The organism is Alkalicoccobacillus murimartini (assembly GCF_030813245.1).
Taxonomy (GTDB): Bacteria; Bacillota; Bacilli; order Bacillales; family Bacillaceae_D; genus Alkalicoccobacillus; species Alkalicoccobacillus murimartini.
Window position 1 is genome coordinate 656,548 of the sequence record NZ_JAUSUA010000002.1, and the last position, 23,468, is coordinate 680,015.

A 23,468-nucleotide genomic window follows, 5' to 3' on the forward strand; every position below is an offset into this window, starting at 1 on the left:
AGGAGTGATATAGTTTGAAGAAATATTATTCAATTACAGGAGGGGCTTTATTAAGCTCAACCATTCTACTCGCAGGATGTGGTTCAGAGAGTAACCCAACATCTGCAACAGAAGAGGGAGAAGATTCGATTCAGATTGTGGCGACCATTGCCCAGATAGCCGATCCTCTTGAGATCATCGGAGGAGAGCATGTCTCCGTAAAAGCATTGATGGGACCAGGCGTTGACCCTCACCTTTATGAGGCCACACAAAGTGATATTGGAACGCTTCAAGAAGCTGATCTTATTTTTTACAGTGGGTTGCACTTAGAAGCTAATATGATGGATGTCTTTTCAAACACAAGTGTGCCCTCAACAGCCATTGCTGAAGCAATCCCTGAGGAAGATTTGTTAGAAGATGAAGAAGACGAAGGAGCAATAGACCCACACGTTTGGTTTGACCCAGAACTGTGGACCACCGCACTCGATGCTGCTGTAGAGGAACTAAAGGCTTATGCGCCCGAGCATGCAGACGAATTTGAAGAGAACAAACAAACATATTTCGCTGAACTAGAAGCTCTCCATCAAGAATCAAAAGAAACGTTAGCTACCATTCCTGCTGAGCAAAGAGTGTTAGTTACGGCTCATGACGCATTCCAGTATTTCGGAAGAGCCAATGATTTAGAAGTGGTGGCACTTCAAGGCTTAAGTACGGAATCAGAGATTGGCTTATCTGATGTGCAATCAACAATTGATACGATTATAGAAAAAGAAGTACCTGCTGTTTTTATTGAAACGAGTATAAACGATAGCTCCATCCGTTCAGTGATTGACGGTGCAGCACAAGCAGGTGTTGACGTAGAATTAGGTGGAGAATTGTACTCTGATGCTATGGGTGAAGCAGGCACAGAGACTGGAACCTATATTGGTATGTACCAACATAACGTCACAACCATTGTAGAAGCTCTATCTGCTGAATAGAAAAAAGGCACATCGCGGTGTGCCTTTTTTCTATTGATTAAAGTTTATTTCACTGCTCTAAACAACCATAACATTCATTGCAAAGAAGAGGATCACTAACAAATGTCCAATCAACGTGAACCAGGCAATGATTTTAGTTGCTGTTTTTAATCCGCTTTGCTCCGGTGCCGTCACCTTTGAAATCATCACTAATGCGATGATAGCCAATATAATTCCTATTCCCGGTACAAAAAAACCAATACCAGCCAAAACTAATGCTCCTACTGCTGAACTTTGCTGATTTGATGTTTGCGTTGTCATTTAATCCCCTCGCTTTTTTGGTTAGATAGCTTCTGAAAACATCATATAACTCATGACTCCTGTTATCGCTAAAAATCCTAAAACCACTTCCATTACTATGGAAATCCATGCGATCACTTTCGTTGCCGTCTTAAGTCCACTTTGGTCTGGAGCTGTAACTTTTGAAATCATAACTAATGATATAATGGCCGCAACTAATCCTAAAAGCGGGACAAATAAACTAACGATCGCTAAAACCAGTGCGCCTACCGCTGAGCCTTGCTGGTTTGTTGTTTGAGTTGTCATGATTTCATCCTCCTATAAAGAGTCCGTTATTCGATGTTTTTTACTATCTGTTTTATGATTAATCAATCGATACTCAGAGCGACCCATATACGTGGGGATGCTGATTTTTGAAAGGTCAGGTAGTCCATTTTCTGAGAACACATTCTCGTCCTTATACGTGAGCAGTACCTCACCTACAATCCACTCATGATCACCATACGTAGTAATATCAATCACCTTACATTCATAGGCAAAGTAAGCATCCGTTAGAATCGGTACATCTACTTTTATTCCGTTTTCATATGGAATATGCAAGGCCTCGAACTTATCCATAGTTGACCCACTATATGTTCCGGTTGCTTGAATCCATTCAGAATGAGTTCCTGTGAGAAAATTCACACCAAATACTCCACTTTCTTTAATAAGATTGAAGGAGTGAGTTTCTTTCCTTAAAGAGATTCCATAATAACCTGGGTCTTGTCCAATATAAGTATGCCAGCCTGCTGCCATCACATTTTTTTGGTTCTCATTCATCGATGTTACAATCGCCACCATACCGGGATACGTATGCCATCCAGGTTTTGAAGTCGGCATTCTCATTTTTACCTCTCCTTTATAAGGGACATTTACTCCATACCCAAAATAGTAAACTTTCAATCTAAACTTTCCATGATATCCAATTAAACCAATATACTATCATTAAATGATAAAAAAATAGAGAAGTAGAATGATTCTTACCTCTCTTCTCCTTCTCCCACAAAGGTTAGATCAATCTGTAAAACTTCAGAACGACTCCCTATTCGGATTGGCGGGCCCCAGGAACCATACCCTGACGATACAAGGGCGTGCATCGTTCCTTTGAGCTTGTATCCATAATCAAGTTCAAATAAACGTGATGTAATCCAGTGGTTTGGTGCCATCTGACCTCGATGGGTATGACCAGATAACATCAGATCGGCTCCTGCCTGTTCAGCTTTGTCCAAATGGTACGGCTGATGATCCATGAGTAGGATTGGCTTATGCTGAGATAACGGAGCTAAGAGATCGTGTACACTTTTCCGACCCCCATATCTACTTCCTTCAGCTGTCTTATCTTTACGTCCGACAATATAAAAGGTGTCATCTATTTCAATCGCCTCATCCTGAAGCATCTTAATGCCCGCACCTTCAACAAGTTCGATAAATTCCTCAACGGCTCCACCATAATACTCATGATTCCCCAGAACCGCATAAACGCCAAGAGGGGCCTTTAGTGACCTTAAGGTTTCCGCCATTTGATTGCGTTTAAATGGCTCAATGTCTCCATCCAGTAAATCTCCAGGAATTAAAATAAGATCTGGTTTTATTTCTTCCGTCTTCTTAATTAAGTTCTTTAAAAATCGATTACCAATAATATTTCCTAAATGAATATCTGATGCCACCATAATACGTAGTTGAGAGCGCTCACTAGCAGCTTTTTTTACCGTTAATGAATATGGTCTCACAACTGTACTCCAGTTATTTCTTGATCCCCAGATTAGTAGCAGTGCAAATCCTATCAATACAATGGTTCCAATCCATGTAACATGCTCACTGACTGTGAACCCCGCCAAACTCAAACACCAAAGACCTAGATCTAGAACAGGCAGAAATAAAATCGCATACTGCAGAATCGCAAAGTAAAATGATCCTACCACTTTTAATAACCTACCAATTGGACCTTTGATACCTTGAGCAAGGATATATGCAAAGGAAACAATAGCAAGTAACACCCAAAACAAAGTCATTGAACCTGTACCTGTTACGCCTAGTGACTTCATCCAAATGGCCCCATGCCAACCTATGTATAGATTGATACCTGCATACAAAACCAAACCCAACACAACACTAATGATTCCACGTAAAGATTTCACGTTTCTTAACCCCTTCTCCGTATCCTCTATCTATTTATTCGTATCATAGCATGCTCGACCAAATTATAGGAAGAAAGAGAAAAACAGCTAATAAGAGAATCTCTCATCAGCTGTTCAAACACTTATAACATCACACCATCTTTAAAAATCGCAATCTCTCTAAATCCATTTTGTTCATTTCGAGTACGTGTTTCTCCGGAAGCTACATCAAGTAAGTAACTAAAGAAATGATCACGCACCTCATCCATACTTTTTCCTTCTACAAGCTCGCCTGCATTGTAGTCAATCCAGTTCTTTTTCTTATTATACAAGGTAGAGTTAGTTGAAATCTTAACCGTTGGAACAGGGCCGCCAAAAGGTGTACCTCTTCCCGTTGTAAATAGAACAATGTGGGCTCCTGCTGCGGCAAGCGCAGTAACAGAGACAAGATCATTCCCTGGACCCTGTACAATATTTAATCCGGTTTCAGACACTTTTTCTCCGTAGTCCAATACATCAACGATGGTTGCAAATCCACCCTTCTGCACACACCCTAGGGATTTTTCCTCTAGTGTTGTAATCCCCCCTTGTTTATTTCCAGGAGATGGATTCTCATAAACAGGCTGATCATGACGAATAAAGTATTCTTTGAAGTCATTAATTAGATCTACCATTTGATCAAATACGATACGGTCCTTCGAGCGGTCCATAAGGATTGTTTCTGCCCCAAACATCTCAGGTACTTCAGTAAGAATGGTTGTACCACCCTGACTAATTAATAGATCTGAGAAGGCACCAACCATTGGATTAGCAGTAATACCAGACAAGCCATCTGAGCCTCCACATTTTAACCCTACTTTCAGCTTGGAAATAGGCACAGGCTGTTGTTTGAACTCTGTTGCGAAATCTACTAGCTCTCCTAAAAGCTCTAACCCTTCCTCCAATTCATCCTCTGTTTCTTGTGCTGCTAGAAAACGAATACGGTCGCTATCGTAGTTAGGCATGGCTTTTTTGAAGGATTCGATGAAATTATTCTCACACCCTAAACCTAGGACAAGAACCCCTGCAGCATTTGGATGCTCAACTAACCTAGCAAGAAGTTTCTGCGTATTCTCTAGGTCATCCCCTAACTGCGAACAGCCAAAAGGATGAGGGAAATAGTGTACCCCATCAAAATCACGACCCTCATGTGCTTTATTTGCTAATCTAGCTAAGTTCTCTGCTACCTTGTTAATACAGCCTACTGTGTTAATAATCCAGACTTCATTTCTAATTGCTACTTCACCGTTTTTTCGGACATAACCAGAGAAGGTTTGTCCAGATGGATGAATGCCCATTATTGATTCATTTGTATCTTGATAATCGTACTCTAACGCACCTGATAGATTTGTTTTCACGTTATCTGTGTGTACCCAAGAACCGCGTTTGATCTCCTCAGTTGCATGTCCAATCGGGAAGCCATATTTTATAATATTTTCTCCCTGTCCGATATCCTTCACCGCAATCTTATGTCCTGAAGGGATATCCTCGACCAGTTCAAAATTCTCATCGTTATAATGAATGGATGTTCCTTTTGATAGATCCTGTAAGGTGATAAGCACAGAATCCTGTTCATGTATTTGTGTAAATTCCTTTATCATATGCTCCTCCTATTAAAGAATTGACGGTAACCATAATGATATGGCAGGAATATAGGCAATCAGTAGAATGGCTACAATTAATGCCAACCAGAATGGCCATACTTCCTTGATGAAATCCTCGATCTTAACCTTGGTAATGGCAGCCGTTGTGAACATAATGGTTCCAACTGGCGGAGTAATCGTTCCAACACTGAGACACAAGATAAAGAACAGTCCAAAGTGAACAGGATCAATACCAAATGAATTCACCATAGGTAGAAGAATCGGCGTCAAAATAATGAGTAAAACATTTCCTTCAATTAACGTTCCTACAGCAATCAAGAAAATCATGACAACAAATAAAAAGATAGCTGGACTGCTTATATAACCCGTCACATATTCCGTCAAAAATTGAGGAACCTGCTCAAGAGTTAGAATCCACCCAAATGCCGTTCCCGCAGCAATGATGATCATAATCGTTGCGGTTAGGTTCACGGATTCCTTTAAAGCTTCAAACAGATCTCTTCCTGTCATTTTGCGGTAGATTAAAAATCCAAGTAATAAGGCATAGATAACAGCTACAGCACCGGCTTCAGTTGGACTGAATACACCGAATCGAATTCCACCAATAATGATAATTGGTAGTAAGATGGCAAGTATTGCATCCTTAGACGCAAACAAAATTTCCTTTGGTTTAGCAGCTGGTTTCTTTTCCACTTCAAATCCACGCTTTTTAGCTAAAAAATGAACCAGAATAAGAAAAATGACACTGAGCATAAGGCCTGGAACAATACCGGCCATAAACAATTGACCAATTGAAACGTTTCCAATATAGCCGTACATGATTAAGGCAATACCCGGTGGAATGATTGGTGTAATAAGAGATGTCGCTGCCGTAAGCGCTGTCGAAAACGCTGGCGGATAATTACGCTTTGTCATCTCTGGCACTAGAACCTTTGACTGCATCGCAGCATCAGCAATATTAGAGCCAGACAGGCCACCCATTAGTACACTTAATAGAACATTAACCTTGGCAAGTCCACCAGTCATATGTCCGGTTAACACTTGTGCAAATCGTAGCATCCGTTCTGTAATGCCGGTATAATTCATTAAAATACCCGCTGTTACAAAGAAGACGATCGCTAAGAGTGGAAACGATTCAATTCCGCTCATCATTCGTTGTATTAAAATCTCATTAGCAAAACTATCATTAAAAATAAAATAGAATGCACAGGCTGCAATCATCGCATAGGCAACCGGGATATTCATCATCATTAGGATAAGCATTAAAATGAGTGTAATGGCTAGTATCATACCTATTCTATTCCTCTCTCTTGATTCACATAGTCTCTATCTTTTCTAATGAAAACCCGAATAAGATGGTATAAGACAAGTACAGAACCAACAGGAACTGCCAATGTGATGAATGTATAGCTTACTCCTAGAACTGGTGTAACCTTAGCCACCCCATGAATAGCAAATGCCGCGCCCCAATAAACAAACACGACGAGGGTTAAGGCAAAGATAAAAACTAATCGGAAGACCTGAAGTCTAAACCTCCAACGTTCTGGTAGCTTTCTTACAAAATAATCGATCCCTACATGAGAATTGGTTTTCATCGCTGAGCTAAGCCCTACAAATACAAGCCAGATAAACAACGCTAAGCTAATTTCCTCAGTCCACGTAATCGGGTTATTTAACACAAAACGAAAAAATACATTTAAACTTATTAATAGAATAATTCCTGCAAGAGCAACAGCTGATAGAAAATCATCAATATTATTGATTAATCTCTTCATAACGCGCCCTCCTTCATTGGGTAGTGGATCTATTTTCAAGTAATTCTTCAATCGTTTGTTGTAAATCTGGGCTCCACTCAGGGGTTACCTCAAAGATTCGTTCAGCCTTTTCTTTAAAGGCATCCTGGTCTACTTCATTAATAATAATGCCTTGCTCCTCAAACAACTCTAATACGTCTTCTTCCTGCTCATAGACAATGTTTTTTCCATACTCCCCTGCTTCGTCTCCTGTTTCGCGAAGAATCTCAAGCAAGTCATCAGGGAGCTCATCCAAAAAATCTGTCCCACTCACCCATGGGCTCATGATTTTTGTGTGACCAGTTAGGGCAAGATACTTAGCCACTTCATTGGTTTTTGAAGCTTCGAGTACTGGAATAGGATTCTCCGCACCGTCAATGACACCTTGCTGTAATGACGCATACATATCTCCAAGTGGTAGGGGTGTAGGTGATGCCCCGAGCACACTAAAGGTATTGATATACATCTGGTTATTCGGAACACGAATTTTCATTCCCCTAAGATCATCAGGAGTCAGCACTTCACGTGTAGTCATTAAATGTCTTTCACCATAAAGTGTATTGGTAGAAACAATATCAAATCCAATATCCATTAATTCTTTTCGTTGTTCCTCAAACCATTCTGTTTCAGCTAGATAGAATAAGTCATCGACATCATCTACGATATAAGGAGCCGTAAGTACTCCTAGATCCTGTACAAAGTTCATCAAGAAATCATACCCCGTAAAAATAATCACGTTACTTCCAAACAGGGCCTGTTCGACCACATCAGCCTCTGAGCCTAGCTGTGAGCTTGGATAGATATGAAAGTCCAATCGTCCATCACTTCTCTCCTCTGCTAGCTCCTTCCACTTTCTTGCAACCTGATCCACTGGTTCACCAGGTTGATTTCCATACGCTATGTTAACGGTAAAAACCTCTTTCTCCGAAGTAGCCGTTGGCGTAGCACATGCACTCAAGACAACCAGTAATAGAATAAAGAGAAAAGAATGTAATAGCTTAGACATCTAATTGTCCTCCTAATAGTAGATAACGCTTTCATTTCAGTGGTAGAGTTGATTCTAATGATGTCATCACTAGAACCAATCCACTCCTTATATCGTTACCATCGCTTTAATAACTTTGGATTCAGGCTTTAACCATTCTTCAAACGTATCAATCAACTGATCAAACTCACATCTATGACTAATATACGCATCCATATCATACTGAGCTGATGCTAATAAATCAGCTACATCTTCAAAATCCTTCTTTGCCGCATTTCTACTTCCAAGTAACGTCAGCTCTTTTTTATGAAAATCTGGATCATTAAAAGTTAGCTCCTGTTTTACTAAACCAACATAGACTAGCTTGCCACCAAAGCCTACATAGTCAAAGGCCTGTGTCATTGAATGTACATTCCCTGTTGCATCAAAAACCACAGCTGGCATCGTACCTATTGTCTCACGAAGCTCTGATTCTGTTGGCTTACTAGAACAAATGGTTTGATCAACCTTCGCCCATTTTTGACAAAACGCTAAACGTTCCTCATTCACATCGAGAACTGTAACGACTGCACCCTTCCGTTTGGCAAAAGCCATCACACCAAGTCCAATTGGTCCTGCACCAACAACTAGCACCTGATCACCTTCATTAACCTGTGCACGATTAACAGCATGAGCCCCTATTGCCAGTGGTTCAATTAAAGCTGCATGATCAAGCGAGAGATGATTTGTTTTAATGACATGCTCTTTAGGTACAACTAGCTTCTCACACATCCCACCATCTGCATGGACACCAAGCACCTGCAACGTTTCACAGCAGTTTGTTTTACCAGATAGACAAGCATCACACTTGCCACAGTGCATGTAAGGAATAACAGCTACCCGATCACCCGCTTTAAGATCTGTTATCTCCTGACTAACTTCTTCAATCTCACCTGATAACTCATGTCCTAGAACCCGAGGATATTGAAAAAAAGGCTGGTTTCCCATGTACGCATGTAGGTCTGTGCCACAGATTCCCACTCGTTTTATTTGTATCAGTACTTCTCCTCGATTTAATGTAGGCGCTTTCATATCGTCTCTAAAAATAAATTCCTTTGGTTGATTACAAACTATTCCCTTCATCGTCTACCTCCTGCTTTTCTATATACTGCGATTCTAACAACATTATTAAGCTATAGATATTGCGTAATTTGACTAGTTTATACCTTTTATTGATATAATGAGTAGGAGGTGATAGTATGAAACTCGTTGAAAAGACAATGACACCTGGTAGAAATCTTCCTGTCTCTCTTACGTTTAAAGATACGAAGACTCAGAAAAATGAACTCCCTCACCACATTCACGAGTGGAACGAAATTATTTATGTATATAAAGGTAAAGGTACCTTATTAATTGATCAAAACTTATATCAGGCAGAGGCTGGAGATCTCTTCATTATTCCAAGCAACGTCATTCATCAAGCCATTCCTTCGTCTGAACATTTAATTACATCAACAGCTGTATTTTTTAGTTCTTCGCTTACTCAACTACCTAACGTTTTGTATGCGCATTCAAGAAAATCTATTTTAGATCAGGCTCGTGCCGAGAAGAAATATCGCTTCAAAATTAATGAAACGAGTCATGAAGAAATTGAGTACTATTTTGATCGATTAAATAGTGAGATCAAGGAATCAACCAAAGACTCTGAGCATGCCTTGTTTTTATGGTTGCAGCTTCTCCTTGTTTATTTGGATCGTCATTGTGTATTTAGTTCCTATACACCGAAATCCATTGGAGAACCCGAGTGGATGCGGAACCTACTTCTATACATCGAAGGACATCTAGATCAAAAACTTGAATTAGAACAGTTAGCCGGACGAGCATCAATCTCAAGTGAACACTTAAGTCGAGTGTTCAAAAAATATTTAGGCATTCGTTTATCCGACTACATTACAACCAAACGCATGGCTCAAAGTAAACAATTATTACTCCAATCGAACGACAACATCGAAACGATAGCAGAGTCCTGTGGGTTCACAAGCATGCCTCACTTCTATCGTACCTTTAAAAAACATACCAACATGACCCCATCACTCTATAGAAAAGCAGGAGCCTTTAATGAATAGGCTCCTGCTTTATTTGATCAACACGATTAACGCTTGTCTTCTCCCTTACTAAGTGGAGGAACAAAGAAACCAAGACAGCGTGAGATCCATTACGAAGTAGAAGGCATGACTAAGAGGTATCTAAGCGAAACCAAGCTGGACTTTGGTTTACCAAAGGCTGCAGTGCTTCACCAAGAGTAACCGTACATCCATCAAGAAAAATACGCCCATTACCAAGACACAATCCCATTTCCGAAATTTAAGTAGTGTTCAGTTAAATCAAGTCTTCTGTATAAGATCCAACTGCTTCGCGCAGTCTTCTTACACCGAGCTGTATATCAGATTCCGTCAAGCTACCATACCCAAGGACCATTTGGTGGGTGTGGTAGCCTTTTTGTAGTGCATAATATTCAACTGGATAAATAATCACCTGATGCTGTTTGCAATGTTTAACAAACGTATCATCCACAACAAGATCCTTCCATTCAACGACCACATGCATGCCAGCAGCATGACCTACGATCGTAAGGGCGGGAAAGCTTTCTCTTAGGGCAGCAACTAAGGTTTTTCGCCTTTTCTCATAAATGCGTTTCATTCTCCGTACATGCTGATCCAGATGTCCTTCTTCTATAAACCTTGCCATAATTTGCTGCTCAAGTGTTGCTGTATGACGATCAGAAAACCACTTTAGCTCTTTAAATCGCTCAACTAAATGATAGGGTAAGATCACATAACCAATACGGAGTGCTGGTGAGAGAATTTTGCTAAAGGTCCCAACGTAGATCACTCGCTTAGCATCCAGTCCCTGCATCGAAAACACTGCTGTTCCCTCATAGGTAAATTCACTGTCATAGTCATCTTCCACTATATAGCTATTCATGCTACGCACATATTCAACGAGTTGAATTCGACGCTGAATCGGCAGGACCGCTCCGAGTGGGAATTGATGAGAAGGAATAACAAACACAAAGCTTGGTTTTCCGTCGCGAGATAACTTCTCTGGCATGATTCCATGATCATCTGCTTTTATTGGTTTGACAATCGCTCCAGCATTGGTAAATATCTGTCTCATTTCATCCGTGACAGGATCTTCAACGGCAACGTATTCACCCTCATTCATCAACAGTTGCGTAATCAATGCCAACGCTTGAGTGGCTCCCGCTGTAATTACAATTTGCTCTGGGTGACAGGACACCCCTCGTGTACGGGCTAGATATGTGGTTAGGACACTGCGCAATGTCTCATCACCAAGTGGCGTTCGATAGCCGAACAACTCGTCCGATGAGTCATAGCACACTTCCTTAGCGAGTCTGCCCCAGACCTTCCTCGGAAAATGGTCCATGGCTGGGTGACTCGCCCGAAAATCAATGAATTGCTCATCCCCCTGCTCGGTTTGCAGCCAATTTGTCAGATCGTCTTCCTTCCGTTCTATCTCCGCTGCTTTTAATACAACGCCTTCTGCTACATATGTGCCAGAACGAGGTTTCACGATTAAATACCCCTCAAGAATTAGCTGATCATAGGCATCTGTTACCGTATTTCTGGAGACACCAATTGAATCAGCTAGTTCTCTTGTGGATGGAAGCTTCTCATGCTCCTTTAACTGTTCACTTAAAATCATCGTTCTAATCTGTGTATAAACTTGTTGCACGAGGGATGTGGAGATATGTCGATCTACTGGAAACCAAAGCACTATTCATTCTCCTTTCAATCTGGCACCTTAAAAGTAACTCTAACCTGGATCTTATTCATACCAGTATAGCATGCTACGATAGAACAAATGAATGAACGGAGGAATTCAGCATGAAAACCATTGGATTTATTGGAGGACTTAGCTGGGAATCAACAGCAGATTACTACAAGTATGTGAATGAGTATGTCAAAGATGAGTTAGGCGGACTTCACTCGGCTAAATGCCTGCTACATTCCTTTGATTTTCAAGAGATTGTGAACCTGCAAAAGCTTGGACATTGGGAAGAAGCCACTGCTAAGATGGTTGACGCTGCCCAAAAGCTTGAAGGTGCCGGTGCAGACCTCATTGTCATTTGTACCAACACCATGCATCTCATGGCAGAAGATATTGAAAAAGCTACGTCTATACCACTTATCCACATTGCAGATGCAGTAGCTGAATCCATTAAAAAACAAAAGTTAAAACGTGTAGGGTTGCTCGGCACAGCTTTCACCATGGAAAAAGACTTTTATAAAAATCGCCTTGCTAGTCATGGGATTGAATGCATCATTCCATGCGACATAGGTCGTAAAGATGCTCATGACATCATCTTTTCAGAGTTGTGTCGAGGAGAGATTCGAAATGAATCAAAAGTAAGATATCAACAGCTCATCCACGAACTAGCTCTAGAAGGAGCAGAGGGTGTCATCCTTGGATGTACGGAAATTCCGTTACTGATTAAACAGGAGGATTCCTCCCTGCCTGTATTTGATTCAACGAAACTTCATGCAGAGTCAGCGGTCGCTTTTGCAATGGAGCAAGTACTCGTATGATTTATTAGGGACTGGAAAAGAACTGTTTTAGCTATCTAAAAACCCGAATCATTATGATGTTTAGCGCACATAATGATTCGGGTTTTTGTCATTATAAGAGAGTGAGGCCGCCGCTCCGGACATACACCCCGCTAGTTTAAGCTAATCAGTAATCTGAGTTGAGTTACTTCCAGGTTAGAGTTACTGCAGCTATGCTGTTCATTCAAATTATTCGCTTTTTCATTAAGATATATTATAATGTCCCAAAACCTTTTCTGTGGATAAAACCAACTTATCCTCAGTGTTATCCACATATCCACGTTAAATTATACTAAGTATATCAATTCGCGTAACTAGTTATTCACAAAACGAACGGCTATTGAATAACAGTTATCCACAGATTCTATACAAATTGGTTCATTGGGTTTTAAATTAACGCTGAACGTAAAAGCTATACATAGAAACAGACATACTTACTGAAGATCAAAAACAACTAGAGGTGAGTTCTATTGAAGAAAATTCCGCTTTTATTATGTATAGCTACTTTGGTGACCTTAACTGCGTGTAATGAGGATGGAACGATTAAGGGCGATCAAACAGATATGAATGAAACGTCCACTCACGACGACATGGATCATTCAGGCCACTCCAGCTCAGGAGACGTTCCTGAAGGCTTACAAGAAGCCGAAGAACCAAGATTCCAAGTCGGGAGTGACGCTGTGATTCAGACGGATCATATGGAAGATATGAATGGAGCTCAAGCCACTATTTCTGGAGCATATGATACAACGGTCTATGCTATCTCGTATCAACCAACAAATGGTGGTGAAAAAATTACACATCACAAGTGGGTTGTTCATGAGGAGCTTGATTACGCTGGAGCAGAGCCCCTTGAAACAGGTGATAAAGCAATAATTGATACCGATCATATGGCGGGCATGAATGGTACAGAAGCAACCATTGAATCCACTGAACAAACAACAGTTTACATGGTGGACTTTACGCCGGTCAGTGGTGGAGATCGGATCATGAACCATAAATGGGTCACAGAGGATGAATTACGCACGCCTTAACCATGAAAAAGAGGCTGTCAGTTTTCTGACAGCCTCTTTAAACATAGTTAACTGATTAAAAGATAGACTTTGTCCTCAATAATTGAAACATCATATGTTTTTACACAGCCTACATCTGGAGCTACCGCCTCTCCCTTTCGCAGATCAATCTTCCAATCATGCATTGGACAAAAGACATGTTCTCCACTAACAATTCCATCAGAGAGAACACCTCCTTTATGAGGGCATCGATTCTCAACAGCTAGCACTTCGCCATTCTCTTGTCGAAATAAGGCAATTTCTACACTGGAAATGGTTAGCTTTTTTCCTATGTCTACAGAAAGCTCATTCAGATCAGCTACATAAATATGTTGCTCATTCACTACTTGTGTCATCTCGCACCTCCTTAGTTGGTCACTTCCACTTCTTTCTTTTCATAAAGAGCTTGTTGCTTATCCTTACTCTCCAGTACTTCATTCCAAGGGTCATGTTGTTTCGTTAAGGCTAATTCCACTCGTTCAATGAGTTGCGCTCGTTTTTCTTCGTTTTCAAGAGCTTTTTTGATATGTTCCAAGCCTACACGCTCAACCCAATGAGATGTTCTTTCAAGATATCTAGCATCTTCACGGTAAAATTGAAGGAATGCGCTAATGGTATCTAGAACCTCCTGATCTGTTTCGACCTTAGAGAACAATTCAGCACTTCTCAGATCTACACCGCCGTTCCCACCAACATAGATCTCCCAAGACCCTTCGACTCCAACGATACCAATATCCTTAATCCCAGATTCGGCACAATTACGCGGGCAAGCGGAGACTGCCATTTTTACCTTATGAGGCGTACTTAAGCCTTCGTACTTCTTCTCAATCTGAATACCCAAGCCAATGGAATCCTGGGTCCCAAAACGGCAGAAGTTCTCTCCAACACATGTTTTTACCGTTCTGATCGACTTTCCATAGGCATAACCGGAGCGCATTCCGAGATCACTCCATACATTCGGAAGATCTTCTTTAGGAACTCCAAGCAGGTCAATACGTTGGCCACCAGTCACTTTTAGTAATGGCACCTTATACTTATCCGCAACATCAGCAATTTTTCTGAGTTGTTCTGGATTGGTAACTCCTCCATACATTCTTGGAACAACAGAGAAGGTACCATCGTTTTGGATATTTGCATGTAGACGTTCATTCACAAACTTCGAGGTTGAATCATCTTCATATTCAATCGGATTATTTAGACCTAAGTAATAATTTACAGCTGGACGGCATTTAGAGCAGCCGTTCTCAGACGTCCATCCTAAAACATTCATAACCTCTCTTACATAACTCAAGCCTTTATCCTTAATTTCTGCAGCTACTTCCTCATGAGAAAGATCTGTACATCCGCATATAGGTTCTTTCTGGTTAGAAGCTTCTTCTCCTGTTGTTACAGCTAAAAGATCGGCAACAAGTGGCTTACACCCGCCACAGGAACGAGAAGCATTCGTGCATGCTTTAACCTGTTCTACTGTTGATAAACCTTGCTCATTAATAGCCTTGACGATATCTCCTTTTGACACTCCATTACATCCACAAATGGTTTCACTATCAGACATGCCAACAACAACACTTTCCTTCTCATCTGATTCATTCTCAGATGGTAGGATAGCCACCTTACTCATTTTTGAGATATCCTGACCATTTCTCATCATCGTCAGAAGTCTCGGTGAATCGGATGTATCTCCAAATAATACTGCACCAATCACCTTGTTATCCTCTACAACAACCTTTTTGAAGATGCCTTCAAATTCATCATGCACACGGATTGATTTTGTCTTATCTCCATCCTGAAAACGGCCCGCAGAAAACACATCCACACCGGATACCTTAAGTTGTGTATACACGATTGATCCTTGATAACCTGGCTCAGATAACGCCTCATTTGCACAAATATGCTCAGCTAATGCTTTACCTTGCTCATATAATGGGGCAACAAGACCATACACGATCCCATTATGCTCTGCACACTCACCAACAGCGTATACATTAGGTACCGAGGTTTGCATATAGTCGTTCACCAGAATGGCACGGTTTGTATCGAGTCCCGAATCTTTTGCCAGCGCTACATTTGGTTTAATCCCCACTGCCATAACCACTAGGTCAGCATCAAGTTTTGATCCATCCTTAAATTGCACGCCATCTACCCGCTTATTACCAGTAATTCGTTCTGTATGTGCGTTAAGGCGGAACGTCATTCCCTGCTGTTCTAACCCTTCCTTTAGCATCTTCCCAGCTTGATTATCTAATTGTCTTTCCATTAGGTAATCAGCAATATGAATAACTTCCACTTCCATATTTAGATTCAATAATCCTCGAGCCGCTTCTAATCCTAATAATCCGCCACCAATAACGGCTGCTTTCTTATAATTCTTAGCCGTATCAATCATCGTTTCACAATCTTGAATATTACGGAAAGCGATCACACCCTCTTTATCTGCACCTGGTAGCGGTAGCATAAAAGGGTTTGAGCCTGTCGCAAAAATTAATTGATCATACGATCTACTCAGACCATTTTTACTTAATACGGTTTGAGATTTTGTATCTACTTTGACGATTGGGTCCCCAGTGAACAACTCAATTTGGTTCTCCTCATACCATTCGTAGCTGTTTAGAACAATACTTTCAATGCTCGCATCACCTTGCAATACAGATGACAGTAGAATTCGATTATAGTTTGGGTGAGGTTCTTCACCAAATACCGTAATTTCAAATTGATTTGGATCTTTTTTTATTATTTCTTCAAGCGTTCGTATCCCTGCCATTCCATTTCCAATTAAAATGATTTTTTGCTTCAAGATGTTTCTCCCCTTTATGATGATTTAGCTGCCAGACAAACCAACCTGTAAAGAATGCCTTTGAAACAGCACTCTTTACCTTTATTGCTGTATCACTTGACCCACTTGCGGTAGCAGAGCTTCAACTACCGACTGGACTGTTAATACATCATTAATAGTTTGGTTAGCCTCCACACCATGTGCTGCCAAACTAAGACTCGTTTCAAGCCCGTTGCAAATCCATGTAAAATCGTTTAGTTGGTCCTTAGTAATGCCAGATAAATCGATATATTCAAAAAATTCAAGGCAGTCTTGAACACTTTTTAGAAGGATCGTATTAATATGTTTGTCTTCAAACAAACGCGTTAAAACAACCTGATCACGTTTTATGATAGACGATTGGTTTAAGAATGGATATTGACAGATATCTGCGCCTTGGCCTTTCAACTGATCCATCTCATCGCTCGCATCGTTTGTCGGAATCAATATGCCTCGTCCTGATAATGGCTTATTTTCAAACCAATTCAGTTTGCTTCTCATTTGAATCACATTGCCTACAATAATAATAGCTGGATTCTCGATACCCATGAGTGTGGCTTGATTAGCAATCGTTGAAAGTGTACCCTCCACTGACCGCTGTTTGCTATATGTTCCCCACTGTACAATCAAAATGGGCGTATCCTTGCTCATGCCATGTTCAGTTAATTCTTCAGATATTGTTCGAAGATGCTTAATCCCCATGTAAAATACAATGGTATCCACCGATTTCGCAAGCGCTTCCCAATTAACCGCTGGCTTGCCATCTTTTGTACAGGTATGACCTGTTACAGTAGCAAACGAACCGGAAAGATGTCGGTGAGTTAGTGGAACACCGGAGTAAATGCTTGCTGCACTTCCTGATGTAATACCAGGAATCACCTCGTAGTTAATTTGATGACGAGCACATAACTCGGCCTCCTCGCCAACTCTTCCAAAAATAGAGGGGTCTCCACCCTTCAAGCGAACAACCTTTAACCCTTTTTTCGCATGGATTAATAATTCCTTTTGAATGTCTTCCTGCCGCAGCGTATGCTTACAGGGTTGCTTTCCACAATAAATTAATTTTGCTTTTTTATTTGTCTCTGTTAGTAAAAATGGATTAACAAGCCGGTCAAATACAATGACATCAGCTTTTTGAAGCAGGCGTAAGCCTTTTACAGTGATCAATTCTAGATCCCCTGGTCCAGCGCCTACAAAATAAACACAGCCTTGGTTCATCTCTCCATCCCTCCCTATTTAAGTTGTTATTCTAATAGAGATACGAGAATCACAAGGGTTAATTGTAAGTATTTCTTACAAGGTTTTTTATTCATTATTAGTGTTAGATAACTTACCTTAAACATATTAAAAAATACGATAACCGCAAAAAAAGGCTCATAGCAGTGTATAAGCCACCAATGGAAAAATGCAGGTAATACATATTCCCATTTATATATAATTGCAATATAGTATCATTTTCTTTGTTCGAAATTCGTAATCATCATCTGATAAATATTCGTTTTTCTACATGTTCATTTCCTACCACTTGAGCATTCACCAAAAACGCAGGTAAATTCCTAGAGGCAGAAATAACCCTATCATGATCGTAGCAAAAAGGACGATCATTAACGAGACCGTTGTAAACTTCGTCAAATCACCTTTATTAAGATGCATAAGAAAGATTTCTATCATGCCCATACTAATAATACCTAATAATAATTTCCCACCACGTAGAATGGAGAATGGCATCATAGGAACAAGTAGTATGCCTGTTGCAAGGACAAACAGAAAGGACACTCTCATTACCTGATGAAGGATCACAGCCTTTCTTTGCTGCCCCTTACGATAGAGTGAATAAACAAGTCCAAAAAGAACAAGTGTAAGAATAATAGCTAGTAGATGATATTGAGTTAACATGATCATTCCTCCTAAAAAACCTTCTTACTAGTGTACCTTTTTTCAAGCAAAAAAAGAGCGTCTACCCAAAAAGGATAGACAACTCTTATACGTTTGTTACGGTATCGTGACGTCTCTTAATTGATAGAATCCAGAAGCATCCGCCCAGAAACCTTCTACCCCATCACTGTAGCCCATAATATGAGAAGGGTGATATAAGAACGCCATTGGTGCTTCTTCATTTAAATAGTTAGTCGCTTCCTCGTAAAGACCTAAGCGAGTATCTTCGTCCTGCTCAATTCGAGCATTATGAAGCATTTCATCAAATGTATCGTCTTCCATAAATACTCGGTTCCCTGGAGGACCTGCATTGTCAGAATGGAAGAGCATATGCATTGGATAGTCTGCATCCCCAGTACCTAAAGATAAGCCTAGGATGAACATATCATGCTCTCCGCCACCTGTTGCATCAAGGTACGCTCCCCATTCCACAACATTGATCTCTGCATTTATGTTGATCTCTTGTAAGTTCTGTTGAACCATCTCTGCGATATCCATACGTTCACGATTATCGTTTGTCCAAATGGTTGTATCAAAGCCATCTTCGTATCCCGCTTCGGCAAGAAGCTCCTTGGCCTGCTCAACATCTCTTTCAACTGGATCGACATTTTCGCTATAGCCGAAGTTAGTATCATTAACAGGACCTAGTGCAACTTCTCCTGTCCCATCTAGAATACCATTCATCATATCTTCTTTATTAATCGTCATTGAGATAGCTTTCCGCACATTTTTATCCGTGTACGGTTCCTTCTGCATGTTATAGCCTAGATACGTTATGCTTGCAGCGTTTCGATCATAGGCATTAATTCCATCAGTAGTATTTAGACGATTAAAATCACTCGCTGTAACAGGGTCAATAATATGCGCTGCTCCTGTTTGTAAATCTCCAATCCTTACTTGATCCTCAGGGACAACACGGAATGTCACAGTATCAACTTTAGCAGGCTCACCCCAATAATCAGGATTCTTGTCGAGTACAATTTGATCTCCGGGTGCCCAATTGTTAAATGTAAAATATCCGGTCCCTACAGGATTTTCATTTATGTATTCTCCTGGTTGACCGCCAGCTTCAAAATTTGCATAATCTTCTTCAATCGATTCCAAGCTAACGATACTTGAAGCATAATGTGCAAAATGGGCTGGAAGCGGTGCAAATGGAACCTCAGTTTTTAGTTGAATCGTATGATCATCAATCACATTAATATCTTCAATGATTTCAAATAAAATTCTTCTAGGTGAAGCCACTTCTTCGTCAAGGATTCGCTCAATATTAGCTTTTACAACCTCGGCATTGAATTCTGAACCATCATGAAAAAGAACATCTTCACTTAGTTTAAATTCCCATACGTCTTCCTCAATCGCATCCCACGACTCAGCAAGTAAAGGTTCAAGTTCCATGTCTTCATTGTACTTAACCAGTGTTTCAAACATATTAGTCTGGATGTTGCCAGATGGAACATCGTTAGCCGTATGTGGATCTAGCGTATTGGCGTCTGATAAGACGGCCAAGACAAGGTCTCCACCTCCAGTTCCAACTTCCGAATCCCCTCCATCTGCACTACTCTCTACATTTGCATCACTTGCGCATGCCCCAAGAACTAATGCAGCAGCAAAGCCCATCGTTCCAAAACCTAATTTCCTTTTTACGCTTTTTGTCATCGTTTTCCTCCTTCATAATATTTGTTCTTTCATTCATTTGTCCTCTCTCCATTTACCGTTCCCCCATAGAAACATGTAAGCTTATTTCGACATTCTCAGGGGAGAAGACAAAGGAACGAAATCGTATCTATGGAATAGACCTCTTTAACCTACTATAATTTTGGATAGGAAAGCGATTTATAATGTGAAGGTTTTGTGTCTTTTGTTAATTCTGACTATTCAATATTCCAAATTGTAGGAATATATAGAACTTTAGTAGGTGAAATACCAAACTACCAAAATCACAGATTTAAGATTATAGAAAACAGGGACAAAATCATGTTGATTTCATCCCTGCTTATTTCATCTGTTTATAATAGTAGGTTTTGCTGATCGATACATTAGATATAAGAGATAAGGTGCACCTATTAAAGCGGTAACCACACCTGCAGGTAACTCTTTTGGCGCGAGGAGAACTACGCCAATCCAGTCTGCTGCGGCGAGTAGTAGTCCACCAATTAATGCAGATAATATGACGGCTTGCCGATGGTGCGGTCCTACAAGCATTCGCGCCGCGTGAGGCGCGAGTAACCCTATAAAACCTACCGCCCCAACATTTGCAGCTGCAATCGAAGCAAGCAGCACAGCAATAATGGCTACAGACAATCGTGTCTGCTTTACCTTGAGTCCGAGCCCGGTTGAGCTCTCTTCACTGAAGGAAAGTAGATCTACTTTCCTTCCCTGCCACCATGCGATCAATAACAGAATGACAACCGATGGAAAAAGAACACGCAGCTCGCTCCAGCCTCGTCCATAGGCACTTCCTGCCATCCATGTTAAAGCTGGGGCTACAGATACTTTAGCGTAAACAATTAAGATATTGATAAAAGCTGCACCAGCAGCAGCCACTGCTATTCCAACTAACGTAAGGATCATTGGATCGAGTCCACGACGCCAAGAAACAGAATACACAATACTAGCCGCTGTAATACCTCCGAGCACTGCTCCAATTACAAGCCAAGCTCCAGTTAATTGCGGAAATACAACAATGATTAACAGAGCACCAACACCTGCACCACTTGTGATCCCAATCACTTGAGGGTCACCAAGTGGGTTTCGAATTGTATTCTGAATGAGACTTCCGCTTACAGCAATCGCCATACCTGAAATACCTGCTATTAATAATCGCGGTAATCGGAAATCAAATAGAATCTTCTCATGAATGGCTTGTCCCTGCCCAACTAGTGCCGCCCAGACATCCGTGAGAGGAATATAAAGACTTCCACTTGTTAGACTCAATGTCCAAACAGACAGCATCAGAATGGAAAATACACTCACCCAAATTTTAAAGGAGCCAATTCTACGAGATCCTCCAACATTCATTGACATATTGGAGCTAAAGCCTGTACTTCCTTTTGATAGTTTAGACATTCTTAGTGCAAGCCAAATTAACCAAGGCGCTCCAATAGCTGCCGTTATGGCTCCAGCTGGCAGTTCCCCATAGGCATCAATCAAACTTCTAGCGATTGTATCTGCCAAAAGTAAAACAACAGCTCCCCAGAGCGCACTAATTGGAAGTAACCATATATGTTTTCTTACACCCATCATACGAACAAGGTGAGGTGCGACTAATCCAATAAAACCAATAGGACCTACCACACTCACACTGACACAGGCGATAACAACGGCAACTGTCATGGCAAGAAAACGAGTTTGCCGGACTTTTTGACCTAAGGATTTTGACGTTTCCTCATTTAACGTAAGAACGTCCAACTGACGCGCCGTTAAACAAACTAGGAGGATTCCTCCTACAACCCACGGCCATGAAAAACTGGCGCCGCTCCAATCATTTTGCACAAGCGAACCAGAGCCCCAAAGGAAGACACCTTGCACCGTTTGCTGGTTGAGCATAATTAATGCGCTAGTCACGGATGAAAGGACAAGGGTTACAATCATACCTGAGAGAGCTACACGAATCGGTGTACTTCTGCGTCCCCCACCTAAAGCAAACACAGCCGCTGCGGCTCCCGCGCCACCGAGAACAGCAATAGGAAAAGCAAATTGAGACTGGAGTGCTGGGAAAAAGATCATACCTGTAATGACTGCCAGATATGCCCCTGCATTTACACCTAAAGTCGTCTCTGAAGCTAGTGGATTGCGAGTAACTGTCTGCATAAGAGCCCCAGCAACCGCAAGCGCACAGCCCGAGATTATACCCATTACCGCTCGTGGTAATCGATTCGCCCATATCAAATGATGCTCAGCAAGATCCTGACGGTTAAATAATGCCTGAGTGACATCATGTACTGACACATCTGCCCTTCCCTGAGTCAAACTAATGAACAAGGTAAGAACTAAAGCAATAAAACCACCAATTAACATCATTAGTGGCCTCAAGCTTCTTTTGACTGAGATGTCAGGAGGTAGTCCACTACTTGCAACCACAGCTCCATCACCTCTCTTTTTATTACTCATTCGTAATTGCGTTTACGACCTTTTCAGCATATACCTGTGCAGAAAGAGGTCCTCCATATGGCCACGCATCGCCACCTAATGGATAAATACGATCTTCTTGTACAAAGTTTAATCCGTTCCAAATTGGGTTATCTTTTAATTGATTCTCAATCACGTCATCACTATCTTGCATAATGGTAAAGAAGTTCACATCTTCTATCGCAGGAAGAGCTTCAACGTCGGCCGAAGTAAAACCATATTGTTCAAATTGATTAGATTGGAACCCATTAACAAGCCCCATTTTTTCAACCATAGGAGCCGCCATTGATGTATCATCATGTAATCTGAAGGTTACTGCATTTTGGTCACTATAAGCCATCGCAACGACAAACTCTTCGCCGCCCTTACCAGCGTCCTCAATTTTTTGTTTCGATTCTTCAAACATCTCATCAATTCCATCTAATACTTCTTGTGCTTCTTCTTCCTTGTCCATAATGGTCGCAATTTCATTAAACGTTTCAATCATTCGATCGTATTGCGTACCTTCTCCTTCAGCAGGATAAGGATTATAAACAAGTGTAGGAGCAATCTCTTTTAACTCATCATAGCTCGTCTCCACATTTGATTCCAATCCTACAATTAAATCAGGCTCAAGTGCTGCGATCATTTCGAGGTTAGGCGTATTACGCATTCCGATGTCTTCAATTCCATCAGGCATCTCCATTCCAATATCAACCCATTGACTCATTCCTTCTATATCTGCAACTCCCACAGGATTAATTCCGAGTGCTAAAAAGTCTTCTACATAACCCCATTCAAGCACAACGACTTTTTCTGGAACACCTTCAATTTCTGCCGTTCCTCTTGTATGTTCAAATGTACGAACCTCACCTGATGCTTCGTCACCTTGTGGATCCGTTGTATCATTCTCAGCGTCGCCACTTCCACAACCTGCCAATAATACTAATGATGTACCTAGAACTCCTGCAAACGCTTTGCCTTTTAACCATACCATCTTCAATTTCCCCCAGTATATATGTATCCGTTTCAAACGGTAATAAAAATCATTCTCAATTGAGAATAGCAAGTTCGTTCGTTCCCGTCAATAAGCAGTTTTATAGCATATGAAAAAAAGCTAAAAATCTTTTAAAAAAC

At 41.0% G+C, this 23,468-nt stretch carries 21 protein-coding genes; 4 read left to right on the forward strand and 17 right to left on the reverse strand.

The window, feature by feature from the left end:
- The first annotated feature begins 14 nt into the window (after positions 1-14).
- Positions 15-959, forward strand: a complete 945-nt coding sequence (locus tag J2S05_RS09730) for a metal ABC transporter solute-binding protein, Zn/Mn family (RefSeq protein WP_306982259.1) — start codon at positions 15-17, stop codon at positions 957-959.
- 57 nt (positions 960-1,016) lie between these two features.
- Here the strand turns inward: J2S05_RS09730 and J2S05_RS09735 are convergent, their stop codons facing one another.
- The 9 genes from J2S05_RS09735 to J2S05_RS09775 form a co-directional block, all read right to left on the reverse strand.
- Complete coding sequence (locus tag J2S05_RS09735; RefSeq protein ID WP_306982261.1) at positions 1,017-1,259, reverse strand: hypothetical protein; 243 nt, start codon at positions 1,257-1,259, stop codon at positions 1,017-1,019.
- A 21-nt stretch (positions 1,260-1,280) separates the two neighbouring features.
- Positions 1,281-1,544: a hypothetical protein gene (locus tag J2S05_RS09740; protein WP_306982263.1), complete on the reverse strand. Its 264-nt coding sequence runs from the start codon at positions 1,542-1,544 to the stop codon at positions 1,281-1,283.
- Between the two features lie 12 nt (positions 1,545-1,556).
- Positions 1,557-2,123 (reverse strand): flavin reductase family protein, encoded by a 567-nt coding sequence (locus J2S05_RS09745; protein WP_306982266.1) that lies wholly within the window; start codon positions 2,121-2,123, stop codon positions 1,557-1,559.
- 134 nt (positions 2,124-2,257) lie between these two features.
- On the reverse strand, positions 2,258-3,415 hold the full coding sequence (locus J2S05_RS09750) for a metallophosphoesterase (RefSeq protein WP_306982268.1): 1,158 nt from the start codon (positions 3,413-3,415) through the stop codon (positions 2,258-2,260).
- Positions 3,416-3,537: 122 nt separating this feature from the next.
- The gene (locus J2S05_RS09755) at positions 3,538-5,034 is read right to left on the reverse strand and encodes a UxaA family hydrolase (protein ID WP_306982270.1); all 1,497 of its coding nucleotides are present in this window, start codon (positions 5,032-5,034) and stop codon (positions 3,538-3,540) included.
- A gap of 12 nt (positions 5,035-5,046) precedes the next feature.
- Positions 5,047-6,327 (reverse strand): TRAP transporter large permease, encoded by a 1,281-nt coding sequence (locus J2S05_RS09760; protein ID WP_306982273.1) that lies wholly within the window; start codon positions 6,325-6,327, stop codon positions 5,047-5,049.
- Positions 6,328-6,329: 2 nt separating this feature from the next.
- Positions 6,330-6,812, reverse strand: a complete 483-nt coding sequence (locus J2S05_RS09765; RefSeq protein WP_306982274.1) for a TRAP transporter small permease — start codon at positions 6,810-6,812, stop codon at positions 6,330-6,332.
- A gap of 13 nt (positions 6,813-6,825) precedes the next feature.
- The gene (locus J2S05_RS09770; protein WP_306982276.1) at positions 6,826-7,836 is read right to left on the reverse strand and encodes a C4-dicarboxylate TRAP transporter substrate-binding protein; all 1,011 of its coding nucleotides are present in this window, start codon (positions 7,834-7,836) and stop codon (positions 6,826-6,828) included.
- Between the two features lie 87 nt (positions 7,837-7,923).
- The gene (locus J2S05_RS09775) at positions 7,924-8,937 is read right to left on the reverse strand and encodes a zinc-binding alcohol dehydrogenase family protein (protein ID WP_306982278.1); all 1,014 of its coding nucleotides are present in this window, start codon (positions 8,935-8,937) and stop codon (positions 7,924-7,926) included.
- Between the two features lie 116 nt (positions 8,938-9,053).
- Here J2S05_RS09775 and J2S05_RS09780 point away from each other — a divergent pair, with 116 nt between their 5' ends.
- Positions 9,054-9,920 (forward strand): AraC family transcriptional regulator, encoded by an 867-nt coding sequence (locus J2S05_RS09780; protein ID WP_306982280.1) that lies wholly within the window; start codon positions 9,054-9,056, stop codon positions 9,918-9,920.
- Positions 9,921-10,173: 253 nt separating this feature from the next.
- Here the strand turns inward: J2S05_RS09780 and pdxR are convergent, their stop codons facing one another.
- Positions 10,174-11,592 carry a MocR-like pyridoxine biosynthesis transcription factor PdxR gene (gene pdxR, locus J2S05_RS09785; protein ID WP_306982282.1) on the reverse strand — a complete coding sequence of 473 codons (1,419 nt, stop codon included), beginning with the start codon at positions 11,590-11,592 and terminating at the stop codon, positions 10,174-10,176.
- Between the two features lie 110 nt (positions 11,593-11,702).
- Between pdxR and J2S05_RS09790 the strand changes: the two genes are divergently transcribed.
- Both J2S05_RS09790 and J2S05_RS09795 read left to right on the forward strand, forming a co-directional pair.
- Positions 11,703-12,404, forward strand: coding sequence for an aspartate/glutamate racemase family protein (locus J2S05_RS09790; RefSeq protein ID WP_306982284.1), 702 nt, complete (start codon positions 11,703-11,705; stop codon positions 12,402-12,404).
- Between the two features lie 488 nt (positions 12,405-12,892).
- Complete coding sequence (locus J2S05_RS09795; protein WP_306982286.1) at positions 12,893-13,456, forward strand: YdhK family protein; 564 nt, start codon at positions 12,893-12,895, stop codon at positions 13,454-13,456.
- 47 nt (positions 13,457-13,503) lie between these two features.
- Here the strand turns inward: J2S05_RS09795 and nirD are convergent, their stop codons facing one another.
- The 7 genes from nirD to J2S05_RS09830 form a co-directional block, all read right to left on the reverse strand.
- Positions 13,504-13,830 (reverse strand): nitrite reductase small subunit NirD, encoded by a 327-nt coding sequence (gene nirD, locus J2S05_RS09800; protein WP_306982287.1) that lies wholly within the window; start codon positions 13,828-13,830, stop codon positions 13,504-13,506.
- Positions 13,831-13,841: 11 nt separating this feature from the next.
- On the reverse strand, positions 13,842-16,271 hold the full coding sequence (gene nirB / locus J2S05_RS09805; RefSeq protein WP_306982670.1) for a nitrite reductase large subunit NirB: 2,430 nt from the start codon (positions 16,269-16,271) through the stop codon (positions 13,842-13,844).
- Between the two features lie 78 nt (positions 16,272-16,349).
- Positions 16,350-17,504 (reverse strand): uroporphyrinogen-III C-methyltransferase, encoded by a 1,155-nt coding sequence (gene cobA / locus J2S05_RS09810; RefSeq protein ID WP_306982289.1) that lies wholly within the window; start codon positions 17,502-17,504, stop codon positions 16,350-16,352.
- Positions 17,505-17,819: 315 nt separating this feature from the next.
- A complete protein-coding gene (locus J2S05_RS09815; protein WP_306982292.1) occupies positions 17,820-18,182 on the reverse strand; it encodes a DUF1516 family protein in 363 nt (120 codons plus the stop codon).
- A 96-nt stretch (positions 18,183-18,278) separates the two neighbouring features.
- Positions 18,279-19,880 carry a glutathione ABC transporter substrate-binding protein gene (locus tag J2S05_RS09820; RefSeq protein ID WP_306982294.1) on the reverse strand — a complete coding sequence of 534 codons (1,602 nt, stop codon included), beginning with the start codon at positions 19,878-19,880 and terminating at the stop codon, positions 18,279-18,281.
- Positions 19,881-20,222: 342 nt separating this feature from the next.
- On the reverse strand, positions 20,223-22,304 hold the full coding sequence (fhuB, locus tag J2S05_RS09825) for a Fe(3+)-hydroxamate ABC transporter permease FhuB (protein ID WP_306982296.1): 2,082 nt from the start codon (positions 22,302-22,304) through the stop codon (positions 20,223-20,225).
- Positions 22,305-22,326: 22 nt separating this feature from the next.
- Positions 22,327-23,328: an ABC transporter substrate-binding protein gene (locus J2S05_RS09830; protein WP_306982298.1), complete on the reverse strand. Its 1,002-nt coding sequence runs from the start codon at positions 23,326-23,328 to the stop codon at positions 22,327-22,329.
- Positions 23,329-23,468: the final 140 nt, after the last annotated feature.